11 protein-coding genes are annotated in these 13,418 nt (G+C 66.2%); 8 read left to right on the top strand and 3 right to left on the bottom strand.

The features are described 5' to 3' along the window. The first annotated feature begins 17 nt into the window (after positions 1-17). The 7 genes from infB (at position 18) to V3B46_RS20215 (ending at position 8,808) form a co-directional block, all read left to right on the top strand. Positions 18-2,663 carry a translation initiation factor IF-2 gene (gene infB / locus V3B46_RS20185; RefSeq protein ID WP_329892732.1) on the top strand — a complete coding sequence of 882 codons (2,646 nt, stop codon included), beginning with the start codon at positions 18-20 and terminating at the stop codon, positions 2,661-2,663. Between the two features lie 90 nt (positions 2,664-2,753). After that, a complete protein-coding gene (gene rbfA / locus V3B46_RS20190) occupies positions 2,754-3,137 on the top strand; it encodes a 30S ribosome-binding factor RbfA (protein WP_005410447.1) in 384 nt (127 codons plus the stop codon). 107 nt (positions 3,138-3,244) lie between these two features. After that, on the top strand, positions 3,245-4,153 hold the full coding sequence (gene truB / locus V3B46_RS20195) for a tRNA pseudouridine(55) synthase TruB (protein ID WP_164171626.1): 909 nt from the start codon (positions 3,245-3,247) through the stop codon (positions 4,151-4,153). A gap of 173 nt (positions 4,154-4,326) precedes the next feature. After that, positions 4,327-4,587 carry a 30S ribosomal protein S15 gene (gene rpsO / locus V3B46_RS20200; RefSeq protein WP_005410445.1) on the top strand — a complete coding sequence of 87 codons (261 nt, stop codon included), beginning with the start codon at positions 4,327-4,329 and terminating at the stop codon, positions 4,585-4,587. A gap of 151 nt (positions 4,588-4,738) precedes the next feature. Next, the gene (gene pnp, locus V3B46_RS20205; RefSeq protein ID WP_154353046.1) at positions 4,739-6,847 is read left to right on the top strand and encodes a polyribonucleotide nucleotidyltransferase; all 2,109 of its coding nucleotides are present in this window, start codon (positions 4,739-4,741) and stop codon (positions 6,845-6,847) included. Positions 6,848-7,134: 287 nt separating this feature from the next. After that, positions 7,135-8,325, top strand: coding sequence for a glycoside hydrolase family 18 protein (locus tag V3B46_RS20210; protein WP_329892733.1), 1,191 nt, complete (start codon positions 7,135-7,137; stop codon positions 8,323-8,325). A gap of 90 nt (positions 8,326-8,415) precedes the next feature. Further along, positions 8,416-8,808, top strand: coding sequence for a VOC family protein (locus V3B46_RS20215; protein ID WP_329892734.1), 393 nt, complete (start codon positions 8,416-8,418; stop codon positions 8,806-8,808). Between the two features lie 129 nt (positions 8,809-8,937). On the opposite strand, the gene V3B46_RS20220 is transcribed toward V3B46_RS20215, so the two are convergent. From V3B46_RS20220 to V3B46_RS20230, 3 genes are read right to left on the bottom strand one after another with little or no spacing between them, the layout of a single operon-like run. Beyond that, on the bottom strand, positions 8,938-10,497 hold the full coding sequence (locus V3B46_RS20220; protein WP_329892735.1) for a PepSY-associated TM helix domain-containing protein: 1,560 nt from the start codon (positions 10,495-10,497) through the stop codon (positions 8,938-8,940). A gap of 10 nt (positions 10,498-10,507) precedes the next feature. Beyond that, the gene (locus V3B46_RS20225; protein WP_032128657.1) at positions 10,508-10,771 is read right to left on the bottom strand and encodes a membrane protein; all 264 of its coding nucleotides are present in this window, start codon (positions 10,769-10,771) and stop codon (positions 10,508-10,510) included. Then, positions 10,771-11,067 carry a hypothetical protein gene (locus V3B46_RS20230; protein WP_005410439.1) on the bottom strand — a complete coding sequence of 99 codons (297 nt, stop codon included), beginning with the start codon at positions 11,065-11,067 and terminating at the stop codon, positions 10,771-10,773. The genes V3B46_RS20225 and V3B46_RS20230 overlap by 1 nt, the downstream gene beginning before the upstream one ends. Before the next feature lie 428 nt (positions 11,068-11,495). Here V3B46_RS20230 and thrS point away from each other — a divergent pair, with 428 nt between their 5' ends. Then, positions 11,496-13,397, top strand: a complete 1,902-nt coding sequence (thrS, locus tag V3B46_RS20235) for a threonine--tRNA ligase (RefSeq protein WP_329892736.1) — start codon at positions 11,496-11,498, stop codon at positions 13,395-13,397. Positions 13,398-13,418: the final 21 nt, after the last annotated feature.

Genomic DNA, 13,418 nt, shown 5'->3' on the forward strand with positions numbered 1-13,418 from the left:
AAGATCATAGGATCCGAATGTCGCAGCAAACCACCATCCGCAAGCTTGCCGAACTGGTCAACACGCCGGTCGAAAAACTGCTGGAACAGCTGGCCGGTGCCGGCATGAAGTTCAGCGGTCCCGACCAGGTCGTGACCAGCACCGAGAAGGTGAAGCTCCTGGGCTTCCTTCGTCGTTCGCACGGCAAGCCCGAGCAGGCCCCGGAAGAAGCTGATCAGTCTGCAAAGAAGATCACGCTCAACCGCCGGAAACAGCAGGAAGTGACGGTCAGTTCCGGTCGCAGCAAGACGACCGTGAATGTCGAGGTGCGCCAGAAGCGTACCTACGTCAAGGATGGTGCTCGCGCCATGACGCCGGACGAAGAGCGCGCCGACATCCTGCGCAAGCTGGAAGAGTCGCGCGCGCGCAACCTTGCCGAACAGCAGGCGCTGGCCGAGAAGGATCGTCTGCGCGACGAAGCCATCGTCCGCGCCCGTGAGGAAGAGGTCGCCGCCAAGGAACGCGCAGAGGCCGAGAAGAAGGCCGCCGAGGAAGCTGCGGCCGCCGCCAAGGCTGCCGAGGCGCTGGCTGCCAGCAAGCCCAAGCGCGCTCCGATCGATGAAACCGCGCCGCGCCCGCCGCGTGCTCCGGCCGCCGCTCCGGCTGCGCCGCGCAGCGCTCCGCCGCCGCCGCGCAACGACGACCGCAACAACCGCAGCGCACCGCGCAGCGAGCGTGGCCCGGGCGACCGTTTCGCCGGCCAGATGCACCTGTCGGCTGCCGACCGCGCGCGTCGTGGCAACAGCAACAACAGCAACACCCGTGGTCGTCCGGGCGGGCGCAACCAGGCCGGTGGCCGTCGCGACATGTCGCGTGGTGGCAACAATGCAGGTCCGCACGCCTTCGAGCGTCCGACCGCGCCGGTGGTGCGTGAAGTGGCGATCGGCGACACGATCACCGTGGCCGACCTGGCGCAGAAGCTCGCGCTGAAGGGCGGCGAGGTGGTCAAGGCGCTGTTCAAGATGGGCGTGATGGCCACCATCACCCAGTCCATCGACCATGACACTGCCGCGCTGGTGACCGAGGAACTCGGCCACAAGGCGATCCGTGCCAACGACAACGACGCCGAAGATGCACTGCTGGCCTCGACCGGTGAAAACCAGGGCGAAGCCACCCAGCGTCCGCCGGTGGTCACCATCATGGGCCACGTCGACCACGGCAAGACCTCGCTGCTGGATTACATCCGCCGCACCAAGGTCGCCACCGGTGAAGCCGGCGGCATCACCCAGCACATCGGTGCCTACCACGTGGATACGCCGAAGGGCGTGATCAGCTTCCTGGATACCCCGGGCCACGCGGCATTCACCTCGATGCGTGCGCGCGGCGCCAAGCTGACCGATATCGTGGTGCTGGTCGTGGCCGCCGATGACGGCGTCATGCCGCAGACCAAGGAAGCGATCCAGCACGCGCGTTCGGCGGGTGTGCCGCTGATCGTGGCGATCAACAAGATCGACAAGTCCGATGCCGACCCGATGCGGGTCAAGAACGAACTGCTGTCCGAGCAGGTCGTGGCCGAAGACTTCGGTGGTGACACCCAGATGGTGGAGATCTCGGCCAAGACCGGCCTGGGCGTCGACGACCTGCTGGATGCCATCTCGATCCAGGCCGAACTGCTGGAACTGAAGGCCGTCGACGAAGGCCGCGCCTCGGGCGTGGTGATCGAATCGTCGCTGGACAAGGGCCGTGGCCCGGTCGCCACCGTGCTGGTGCAGCAGGGCCGCCTGAAGAAGGGCGACTACCTGGTGTGCGGCATCCAGTACGGCCGCGTGCGTGCGCTGTTCGACGAAACCGGCAAGCAGCCGGAATTCGCCGGCCCGTCCATCCCGGTGCAGGTCCTGGGCCTGTCCGGCGTGCCGGAAGCCGGTGACGACTTCGTGGTCGTCGAGGACGAGCGCCTGGCCAAGGACGTTGCCCAGCAGCGCGAGACCAAGCGCCGTGAATCGCGCCTGGTCGCCACCGCCGGCAGCCGCATGGAAGACATCATGGCGACCCTGGGCAAGGGCGAGGGCCAGCAGGTCCTCAACCTGGTCATCAAGGCCGACGTGCAGGGTTCGGTGCAGGCGCTGAGCCAGGCACTGGTCGCGCTGTCCAACGACGACATCCGCATCAACGTGATCCACTCCGGCGTGGGCGGCATCACCGAATCGGACGCCAACTCGGCGGCCGCTTCCAAGGCCACCGTCATCGGCTTCAACGTGCGTGCGGATGCTTCGGCCCGTCGCATCATTGAATCCAACGGCGTGGACCTGCGTTACTTCTCGATCATCTATGACGTGATCGATCAGGTGAAGCAGGTGGCTTCCGGTCTGCTGGGCGTGGAGATCCGCGAAGAGATCATCGGTATCGCCGAGGTCCGCGACGTCTTCCGCAGCTCCAAGCTGGGCGCCGTGGCCGGCTCGATGGTCATCGAGGGTGTGGTCAAGCGCAACAAGCCGATCCGCGTCCTGCGCGACAGCGTGGTGATCTTCGAAGGCGAACTGGAATCGCTGCGTCGCTTCAAGGAGAACGTCGAGGAAGTGCGCAACGGTACCGAATGCGGTATCGCGGTGAAGGCCTACAACGACGTCAAGCCGGGTGACCAGATCGAGTGCTTCGAGCGTATCGAAGTGCCGCGCACCCTGTAATGCTGTACGGGACCGGCCCTCACGGATCGGTCCGCCCCTTGGTAGGACCCGACCTTGGTCGGGTCACATTTGAATCGAGAGCCCGATCGCGTGCCCAAGACTTTCCATCGAACCGACCGTGTCTCCGCCCAGCTGCGCCGTGAACTCGGCACCCTGGTGCACAACGCTGTGCGCGAGCACGGGTTGCCCTCGGTGAGCGTGTCCGACGTGGAAATCACCCGCGACATGGCCCATGCCAAGGTATTCGTCACTGCGCTGATGCCGGAACGTTCGGCTGAAGCCGTGGCCGGCCTGAAGGAGCTGGGCTATCGCCTGCGCATGGACCTGGCCCGTGCGATGAAGCTGCGCCACGTGCCGGAGCTGCATTTCCACTACGACGACTCGGTCGACCGTGGTGAGCACATCGACAACATCCTGCGCGACCTGCCTGATACGCTGGCCGCGGAGAAGCGTCGCGAGAGCGACGAAGAATAACCGCGCGACGCCGGGCATGCCCGGCGTTGTTGCATTCCGGCTGCGCGATGTCTGATGCAGACCGCGCTGCAGCAGTCGAGCATGGTTCGACTCTACAAAATCCTGTCATGACCCGAATTCAGTTCCGCCGCCTGGATGGCATCCTGCTGCTCGACAAGTCGACTGGCATGAGCTCCAACGCCGCCCTGCAGGTGGCCCGTCGCCTGTTCCGTGCCGAAAAGGGCGGCCATACCGGCAGCCTCGATCCGCTGGCCACCGGCTTGCTGCCGCTGTGCTTCGGCGAGGCGACCAAGATTGCCGGACTACTGCTCGGCTCGGCCAAGGCCTACGACGCCGAGATCATGCTGGGCCAGACCACTGACACCGACGATTCCGAAGGCCAGGTGCTGCTGCAGCGCCCCGTGCCTTCGATCAGTGCCGAGGCCCTGCAGGCGGCGCTGGCACCGCTGACCGGCAGCATCCTCCAGCGTGCTCCGATCTATTCGGCGCTGAAGCAGGGTGGGGAGCCGCTGTATGTGAAGGCCCGCCGCGGTGACGTCATCGAGGCGCCGGAGCGCGAGGTGCAGGTACACGCCATCGAGGTGCTGGAGCAGCAGCCCGAGCGGTTGCGGCTGCGCGTGACCTGCGGCTCGGGTACCTACATCCGCAGCCTGGCCCGCGACCTGGGCGAGGCGTTGGGCTGCGGCGCCCACATCACTGCGTTGCGCCGGCTCTGGGTCGAGCCGTTCCGTGAACCGGCGATGGTCACCCTGGACCAGCTGCGGGCAATGGTCGAGGCGGGTGACGAGGCGGGCATGGACGCGCTGCTGCTGCCACTGGCGGTCGGCCTGGCTGAATACCCGCGGGTCGACCTCGATGCCGACCAGACCCACCGCTTCTGCGTCGGCCAGCGCCAGCGCGATCTGTCCTGGCCCCGTGGCCTGGTGGCCGTGTTCGGTCCGGACGATGCTGCCCAGGGGTTGGGCCAGGTCGATGACAGTGGCCTGCTGGCGCCGCAGCGTCGTTTCAACCTCTGACCGGGCCCGAGCGGTTCAGCCCCGGTCCTTGTCCCGGAAGCCCCCGACCGTTACAATTTCGCGGCCGTTTTCCGGCAGCCTGCCTCGCGCAGGTTTCATCCTCGTAGTCCACGGCGAGCCTGGCGGTGCGCGAAGCGCGTTCCTGCCGGCCACGCATCACAGAGAAAAAAGAAATGTCGATCGACACCCAGAAGGTCATTGAAGACAACAAGCGCAGCTCGGCTGACACCGGCTCCCCGGAAGTCCAGGTTGCACTGCTGACCGCCCGCATCGAACTGCTGACCGGCCACTTCAAGACCCACAAGAAGGACCACCACAGCCGCCGCGGCCTGCTGCAGATGGTCAACCGCCGTCGCAGCCTGCTCGACTACCTGAAGAAGAAGGACGTCGAGCGTTACAAGGCCCTGATCGAGAAGCTTGGCCTGCGTCGCTAAGCAACGAATCCCCCGCGGCGCAGCGATGCGCCGCGGTTTTGTTTTGTAGCACCGCAATCCCCGATTCAGGCCGGAACGATCCGGCCACCCGCTGGCGGCAAGGGTCGCCGACGGTCCAAATTCGCAGACAGCATCCCCAAGGACACCCTCCGTGGCAAAAATCACCAAAACCTTCCAGTACGGCAAGCACACCGTCACGCTCGAGACCGGCGAAGTCGCCCGTCAGGCCAGCGGTGCCGTCATCGTCAAGATGGACGACACCGTACTGCTGGTCACCGCCGTCGCCGCCAAGAGCGCGCGCGAAGGCCAGGACTTCTTCCCGCTGACCGTCGATTATCAGGAAAAGTTCTACGCCGGCGGCCGTATCCCGGGTGGTTTCTTCAAGCGTGAAGGCCGTGCGACCGAGAAGGAAACCCTGATCTCGCGTCTGATCGACCGTCCGATCCGTCCGCTGTTCCCGGAAGACTACAAGAACGAAGTGCAGATCATCGCCACGGTCATGTCGCTGAACCCGGACGTGGACGGTGACATCCCGGCCCTGATCGGCGCCTCGGCTGCCCTGGCCCTGGCCGGCACCCCGTTCATGGGTCCGATCGGTGCTGCCAAGGTCGGTTACAAGAACGGCGAGTACATCCTGAACCCGACCGTCAGCGAACTGGCTGACTCGCAGCTGGAACTCGTTGTCGCCGGCACCTCCAACGCCGTGCTGATGGTCGAATCCGAAGCCGCGCTGCTGTCCGAAGAAGTGATGCTGGGCGCCGTGACCTTCGGTCACCGCGAAATGCAGAAGGTCATCAACGCGATCAACGAGCTGACCGTCGAAGCCGGCACCAAGCCGTCGACCTGGGAAGCCCCGGCCAAGAACGATGCGCTGATCTCCGCCCTGAAGGAAGCCATCGGCCCGCGCCTGGGCGAAGCCTTCCAGGTGCGTGACAAGCTGCAGCGCCGCGACGCCATCTCGGCGATCAAGAAGGACGTGGTCGAAACCCTGGCTGGCCGCGTGGCCGCCGAAGGCTGGAACCCGGCCGAGCTGTCGAAGGAATTCGGCGAGCTGGAATACCGCACCATGCGTGACTCGGTGCTGGACACCAAGGTCCGTATCGACGGCCGTGCGCTGGACACCGTCCGCCCGATCGCCGTGAAGACCGGCGTGCTGCCGCGTACCCACGGTTCCTCGCTGTTCACCCGGGGCGAAACCCAGGCCATCGTGACCATCACCCTGGGCACCGCCCGTGACGGCCAGGTCATCGACGCCGTCGCCGGTGAGTACAAGGAAAACTTCCTGTTCCACTACAACTTCCCTCCGTTCTCGGTGGGTGAGTGCGGCCGCATGATGGGCCCGAAGCGCCGCGAAATCGGCCACGGTCGCCTGGCCAAGCGCGGCGTGCTGGCTGTCATGCCGTCGCTGGAAGCCTTCCCGTACACCATCCGCGTCGTCTCGGAAATCACCGAGTCGAACGGCTCCTCGTCGATGGCCTCGGTCTGCGGCTCGTCGCTGGCCCTGATGGACGCCGGCGTGCCGGTGAAGGCCCCGGTGGCCGGTATCGCCATGGGTCTGGTCAAGGAAGGCGATCGCTTCGTCGTCCTGTCCGACATCCTGGGTGACGAAGATCACCTGGGCGACATGGACTTCAAGGTGGCCGGTACCGCTGAGGGCATCTCCGCCCTGCAGATGGACATCAAGATCGAAGGCATCACCGAAGAGATCATGAAGCAGGCTCTGCAGCAGGCCAAGGCTGGCCGTCTGCACATCCTGGGCGAAATGGCCCACGGCCTGACCGCGCCGCGCGAAGAGCTGTCGGACTACGCGCCGCGCCTGCTGACCATCAAGATCCACCCGGACAAGATCCGCGAAGTGATCGGCAAGGGTGGTTCGACCATCCAGGCCATCACCAAGGAAACCGGCACCCAGATCGACATCCAGGATGACGGCACCATCGTCATCGCTTCGGTCAACGCCATCGCTGCCCAGGCCGCCAAGGCCCGCATCGAGCAGATCACCTCGGACGTCGAGCCGGGCCGCATCTACGAAGGCAAGGTCGCCAAGATCATGGACTTCGGTGCGTTCGTCACGATCCTGCCGGGCAAGGACGGTCTGGTCCACGTGTCGCAGATCTCCAGCGATCGTGTCGAGAAGGTCGGCGACGTGCTGAAGGAAGGCGATGTGGTCAAGGTCAAGGTGCTGGAAGTCGACAAGCAGGGCCGTATCCGCCTGTCGATGAAGGCCGTGGAAGAAGGCGACGCCGTCAGCGCCGAATAATCGACCTCTGGTCGATTACGGTAGGTGTCAACCTTGGTTGACACGCTTCTGGAATCGCTGAAATGAAAAAGCGGGCTTCGGCCCGCTTTTTCTTTGCCTCGATGTCATGAAGAGCCGCTCATCCGGGTCGCTGCATGTCCTGCTGCAGTGCGTGAGCGCCGCCACATGGCCATCCTTCTGTCACGGTTGCGCGGATCGCGCCTGTCCACTGGACGACATGCCGCGACATCCGTCCCACAGCCCCATCCGTTTGCTAACGTGGCGGCGCCTTCGAACCGGGAGTTCCCATGTTCCGCCAGACCGTGGCCGTTCTTGCCGTGCTGATTGCCGGTGCCTTGCCCATTGCCGCGCATGCCGCGCCCGCGCAGCCGCCGATCTTCGGTGCCTACTACCCCGGTGGTTCGGCCGAGCGCTACCCGGTGTCGAGCATTCCGGCCGAGCGCCTCACCCACCTGTTCTACGCGTTCTCCACCATCGAGGACGGGCGCTGCACGATCGGCGCGGAAGCGCCGAAGAATTTCGCGGCGCTGGCCGAGCTGAAGAAGGCGCACCCGCATCTGCGCACGCTGATCTCGATCGGTGGCTGGGGGGCAGGCGGGTTCTCCGATGCGGCATTGACCGAGGCCAGCCGCAAGCGCCTGGTCGACTCATGCATGGCGCTGTTTTTCGATCGTCATGCTGGCAGTTTCGATGGCGTGGACATCGACTGGGAGTTCCCGGTCAGTGGCGGGCCGAAGGAGCTGGCACACCGCCCGCAGGATCGCGCCAACCTGACCAAGCTCGCGCAGGCGTTCCGCGTGGCCCTTGATGCGCATGGCCGCAAGGCGGGGCAGCCGATGCTGTTGACCGCCGCGTTGGCCGCCGGTCGTCTGCAGACCGATGGCCCCTACGATCCGGCCGCAAGCTATGACCTGCCGGCGCTGGCCAAAGTGTTCGATTTCATCAACCTGATGAGCTACGACATGGGCACCGGCTTCTCGGCGGTGTCGACGTTCAATGCGCCCCTGCATGAAGTGCCGGCTGATCCGCTGGCGCCGGAACTGCGGCGCTGGAACAACGTCGCCGGCGCGGTGCAGTACTACCGCGAGCACGGGGTGCCAGCTCACAAGCTGGTGCTGGGTGTGCCGTTCTACGGGCGCGGCTTCAAGGTCACCGGCGATGCGCCGGATGGGCTGTACCAGTCCTACAGTGCGCCGGCCGATGCCGGAGACTGGCGCGTGATCAAATCGCGCTATCTCGACCAGCCGGGCTGGACGAAGCACTGGCAGCCGCAAGCGCAGAGCCCGTGGCTGTACAACGCCGGGCAGAAGATCTTCATCAGCTATGAAGACCCGCGCTCGATCGGCCTGCGTGCGCAGTTCGCCCGCGAGCAGGGCCTGGCCGGCGTCTTCATGTGGGAGCTGACTGGCGACGACGAACAGGCCAGCCTGCTCAACGCCATGCTGGGCCCCTGGCAGAAGGCGCGCATCGGCGATTGAGCTGCATCAGGCGATGTCCGGCGCAACGCCGCAACGCCATCGGCCCGACCCCGCACAGCATGTCCATGCCCGCAACGTTACGCTGCGGGCATGATCCATCTCGAACGCCTGGACCATCTGGTCCTCACCGTCGCCGACATCGACCGCAGCCGTGATTTCTACCAGCGCGTGCTCGGTATGCAGGTCGTGCACTTCGGCGCCGGCCGTACCGCACTGCAGTTCGGCCAGCAGAAGATCAACCTGCATCCGGCCAGCGCCCCGCTGCAACCGCATGCGCTGCGGCCCATGCCGGGCAGCGCCGATCTGTGCCTGGTCACGCGCACGGCGACGACCGATGTGCTGGCCCACCTGCAGGCGCAGTCCGTTGCAGTGGAGGAGGGGCCGGTCGCACGTACTGGCGCGCTGGGGCCGATCGAATCGGTGTACTTCCGCGACCCGGATGGCAACCTGATCGAAGTGAGTCGTTACCCCGGCGAGGCATGATCCTGCTTGTGTAGCGTCGAGCTTGCTCGACGGTGCTTGGCGCGAAATCAACGCCAGTCGAGCAAGCTCGACGCTACAGGGGGTGTTGCGCGCAACGGTAGGTAGCGCCGGGCCATGCCCGGCGAAGGCTCAGTTGGCCCAGACGCTGTTGGGATCGCCGTTGCGGGCGCGGCGTTGGCTGGCCACAGCCAGGCGGGCGAAGCCGAAGGCCATGGCCAGCGCGATGGCATCGACCCAGAACAGTGGCCAGTGCCCATGCGCGGCCGCACGCCACAGCCAGTCGCCACTGAGTGCACCGTGCAGGATCGGCACCAGCGCGGTACTGATCGCCGCCGCCCACAGCAGTTCGCGTGCCGCCTGCGCCGGGCGTCGCAGCGCGGCCCACAGCGCACAGGCCGCCCAGCTGCCGAAGCAGGCCCAGCGGATGCCGTGGTCGACTGCCGACGGTGCCAGCCGCTCCAGCACCAGGGCGGTGACGAAGGCGACCGAGATCGCCACGCACAGGCCGATGCAGACGCCGACCGTGGCCCGCGCCATGTTCACGCCGGCACGCGGCTGCTGCGGCTGGCGACGCTTGCGTCGCGATTCGATCCACAACAGGTTGCCGGAGTAGAACAGGAAGGCACCGCCGAGGCCGAGCAGGAAGTACAGCCAGACCACCACGCCGTTGCCGAATTCGCCGAAGTGCAGCGCGTAGGCGGCGCTGAGCGTGGCGTGGTTGGCGTCGCGCTGGCCCGGCAGCTGCGAGGCCAGAACGTTGCCGGTGGTCACGTCCAGCGCCACCGCGCCAAGTGGGCCGAGCGTGCCGGTGGATTCGCCGGTGATCTCGATGGTGGCGTTGGCATCGCCGGCGTTGGCCAGCTTCAGGTAGGCCGGCTCGAAGTTGGCCACGCCTTGTGCACGGGCGACTTCAAGCGCGCGTGCATGCAGCACGAGCAGGCTGCCCGGCGGCGCCGGAATGCCACTGGCGTCGCGCACCGGCGCGGTGTCCATCGCCGTCGGCACCGCCTGCAGGACCTTGCCGTCGTAGATCAACGGGTTGAGCAGGGCCATCTGCACGAACACCAGGCAGAGCAGGGCGCCGGTCACCGCGAACATCAGATGGAAGGGCAGGCTGAGCACGCCGATCACGTTGTGCGCGTCCTGCCACAGCTGCTTCAGGTTGCGGCCCGGACGCAGCGCGAACAGATCGCCGAACAGCTTCGGCAGGTGGATCACCAGGCCGCTGAGCAGGGCCATGCCATACAGCAGGCTGACGATGCCCATCACGTAGATGCCGGCCACCGGCAGTCCGAGGCTGTAATGCAGTTCGTTGACCAGTTCGGCCAGCCCGGTCTGTGGCGGCGTGGTGCTGCCGGCGATCTGTCCCGGCCAGGCGTAGCGCCAGCTGCCGTCATCGGCCTGCCAGTACGCCAGAGGCTGCGGGTGGTCGGCGCCAGGGAAGGTCATGCCGACGTGGCGACGTGCTTCCGGATGCGTGGCCAGCACGTCCTCCAGCAGGTACTGCGCATCGTCCAGCCCGGCTGGCAGTGCGGTAGCTGCGCCTGGCGTCTGCCACAGCGGCAGGTCGTGATGGAACAGGGTCAGCGCACCCGCGTAGAAGGCCACGAACAGGCCGAAGCCGGCAACCAGGCCGACCCAGGTGTGCAGGGTGGTGAACGTGCGCAGCGTCTGCGAACTGAACTTCATGGGAGAGGTCTCATTGCACCGCGCCGGTCAGGCGCAGCAGCCCGAGCACGGCAAAGCCGGCGGCGGCGCTGCCGGCCAGCACCAGCCAAGCGCGCAGCGCGCTGCGGAAACTGAACGCCCACAGGGCGGCCAGCATCCACAGCGGGATGAAGGCGATGAGGGTCGGCACCAGCGCCCGTTGCCACGGGCCGGGCGGCAGCCACGCCAGCAGGCCGGTGACGGCGGCGGCGAGGAGGAAGCCGGCGATGATGCCGGCAAGGGCACGCGGCCACATCAGGGCGACTCCGTACCGGGGCGGTGCCAGGCCGCCAGCGCCGGCAGCAGCATGGCGGCCAGCATCCAGGTGCACAGCATCGCCACCAGGCCGGCGGCAAAACCAAGCTCGGCCATCCACAGCCAAAGCGCGGCGGCAGCAGCGACCAAGCCGATCTGGCGGCCAAGGCGACCGGCGCGGCGCAGGCGCGGCCAGCGGCAGTGCGGTGAGGCGGCATAGAAGGCCAGCGCCGAGAACATCGCCGCCAGCATGCCCAGGCTGCAGAAGCCGAGCGTGGAAAGGCCGACGGTGATCATCGCGGCCGGCCAGCGTGGCAGCGGGCCGGCGAACGCGGGGCACGGGCGGGGCCGGCGGGAGCCGGTCGGAGCGGGTGGCGCATCACGGGGTCCTGGGGGAAAGCGGGCAGGCTGGCACAGGGGGCCTGCGCCGACATGGTAATCATTGCAATTTCACGCCGCCAGCGAGACCCATTCAGCGGACCGTACGGCAGGCCTTGGGCTTTCCCCTGTGCTGGTTTAAGATCAGCGTAGAACCCTGACTGGAACAAGGTGGCCCGCGCCCAGCGCCGGCCGAGCGTGCGACATGAGCACTACCACCGCCCACTGTTGACCTGCCCCCGAAGGCCCTGTGTTGCAGGCGCCCTCGCGGCGCTTTTTTATTGCCCGGGCGCCGCCCCGGGAACGCTTTCCAGCCCGCCCCGCGGGCCCCGCACGAAGCCACTGCGATGATCAACATTACCCTTCCCGACGGCAGCCGCCGCGAATTCGAAAACCCCGTCAGCGTCATGGAGGTCGCCCAGTCGATCGGCGCCGGCCTGGCCAAGGCCACCATCGCCGGTGCCGTGGATGGCGTGCTGGTCGATGCCAGCGACGTCATCGACCACGATGCCAGCCTGCGCATCATCACCGCCAAGGACGAGGAGGGCGTGGAGATCATCCGCCACTCCTGCGCCCACCTGGTCGGCCACGCCGTCAAGCAGCTGTACCCGGACGTGAAGATGGTGATCGGCCCGGTCATCGCCGAGGGCTTCTACTACGACATCTACTCCGAGCGCCCGTTCACCCCGGACGACATGGCCGCGATCGAGAAGCGCATGGGTGAACTGATCGCCCTGGACTACGACGTCATCAAGAAGGTGACGCCGCGCGCCGAAGTGATCGAGATCTTCAAGGCCCGTGGCGAGGACTACAAGCTGCGCCTGATCGAGGACATGTCCGACGACATCCAGGAGATGGGCATGTATTACCACCAGGAATACGTGGACATGTGCCGCGGCCCGCACGTGCCGAACACGCGCTTCCTGAAGGCCTTCAAGCTGACCCGCATCTCCGGCGCCTACTGGCGTGGTGATGCGCAGAACGAGCAGCTGCAGCGCATCTACGGCACCGCCTGGGCCGACAAGAAGCAGCTCGAGGCGTACATCAAGCGCATCGAAGAAGCCGAGATGCGCGACCACCGTCGCATCGGCAAGCAGCAGGACCTGTTCCACCTGCAGGAAGAAGCGCCGGGCCTGGTGTTCTGGCACCCGAAGGGCTGGGCGTTGTGGCAGGTGGTGGAGCAGTACATGCGCAAGGTGTACCGCAGCAGCGGCTACGGCGAAGTGCGATGCCCGCAGATCCTGGACGTGAGCCTGTGGAAGAAGTCCGGCCACTGGGACAACTACCAGGACAACATGTTCTTCACCGAGTCGGAGAAGCGCACCTACGCGGTCAAGCCGATGAACTGCCCGGGCCATGTGCAGGTGTTCAACCAGGGCCTGCACAGCTATCGCGACCTGCCGATCCGCTACGGTGAGTTCGGTTCCTGCCACCGCAACGAGCCGTCCGGCGCGCTGCACGGCATCCTGCGCGTGCGTGGTTTCACCCAGGACGACGGCCACGTGTTCTGCACCGAGAGCCAGATCGAGTCGGAAGTGACCGCATTCCACCAGCAGGCGCTGGCGGTCTACCAGCACTTCGGTTTCGATGAGATCCAGATCAAGATCGCACTGCGCCCGGAATCGCGCCTGGGCGACGACGCCACCTGGGACAAGGCCGAGGGTGCACTGCGTTCGGCGCTGTCCAGCTGTGGCGTGGAATGGCAGGAGCTGCCGGGCGAGGGCGCCTTCTACGGCCCGAAGATCGAGTACCACCTGAAGGACGCGATCGGCCGTACCTGGCAGCTGGGCACGATGCAGGTCGACTTCATGATGCCGGGCCGTCTGGGCGCCGAGTACGTGGACGAGAACAGCCAGAAGAAGCACCCGGTCATGCTGCATCGCGCCATCGTGGGCTCGATGGAGCGCTTCCTGGGCATCCTGATCGAGCACCATGCCGGCCAGTTCCCGACCTGGCTGGCACCGACCCAGGTGGTGGTGGCCAACATCACCGACGCCCAGGCCGAGTACGTCGCGGGCGTGACCAAAACCCTTGCGGAGCAAGGCTTCCGCGTCAGCTCGGATTTGCGTAACGAGAAGATCGGCTATAAAATCCGCGAGCATACGTTGCAGCGCGTGCCCTACCTGCTGGTCATTGGTGACCGCGAGAAGGAAAATGGGGCTGTGGCGGTGCGTACGCGTTCTGGCGAAGACCTGGGCAGCATGAGCCTGCAGGCCTTCATCGAGCGGCTCCAGGCCGAGGGCGCGTAAGCAAAGGTCCGGTCCGGGGGC

The sequence above is a fragment of the Stenotrophomonas sp. SMYL11 genome, assembly GCF_036320005.1.
Taxonomy (GTDB): Bacteria; Pseudomonadota; Gammaproteobacteria; order Xanthomonadales; family Xanthomonadaceae; genus Stenotrophomonas; species Stenotrophomonas maltophilia_A.

What these genes read in the sequence shown, in the direction of transcription:
- infB (WP_329892732.1), top strand. Translation starts at nt 18, where the DNA reads ATGTCGCAGCAAACCACCATCCGCAAGCTTGCCGAACTGGTCAACACG.
- truB (WP_164171626.1), top strand. Translation starts at nt 3,245, where the DNA reads ATGACCCGAATTCAGTTCCGCCGCCTGGATGGCATCCTGCTGCTCGAC.
- rpsO (WP_005410445.1), top strand. Translation starts at nt 4,327, where the DNA reads ATGTCGATCGACACCCAGAAGGTCATTGAAGACAACAAGCGCAGCTCG.
- V3B46_RS20210 (WP_329892733.1), top strand. Translation starts at nt 7,135, where the DNA reads ATGTTCCGCCAGACCGTGGCCGTTCTTGCCGTGCTGATTGCCGGTGCC.
- V3B46_RS20215 (WP_329892734.1), top strand. Translation starts at nt 8,416, where the DNA reads ATGATCCATCTCGAACGCCTGGACCATCTGGTCCTCACCGTCGCCGAC.
- V3B46_RS20220 (WP_329892735.1), bottom strand. Translation starts at nt 10,497, where the DNA reads ATGAAGTTCAGTTCGCAGACGCTGCGCACGTTCACCACCCTGCACACC.
- V3B46_RS20225 (WP_032128657.1), bottom strand. Translation starts at nt 10,771, where the DNA reads ATGTGGCCGCGTGCCCTTGCCGGCATCATCGCCGGCTTCCTCCTCGCC.
- V3B46_RS20230 (WP_005410439.1), bottom strand. Translation starts at nt 11,067, where the DNA reads ATGATCACCGTCGGCCTTTCCACGCTCGGCTTCTGCAGCCTGGGCATG.
- thrS (WP_329892736.1), top strand. Translation starts at nt 11,496, where the DNA reads ATGATCAACATTACCCTTCCCGACGGCAGCCGCCGCGAATTCGAAAAC.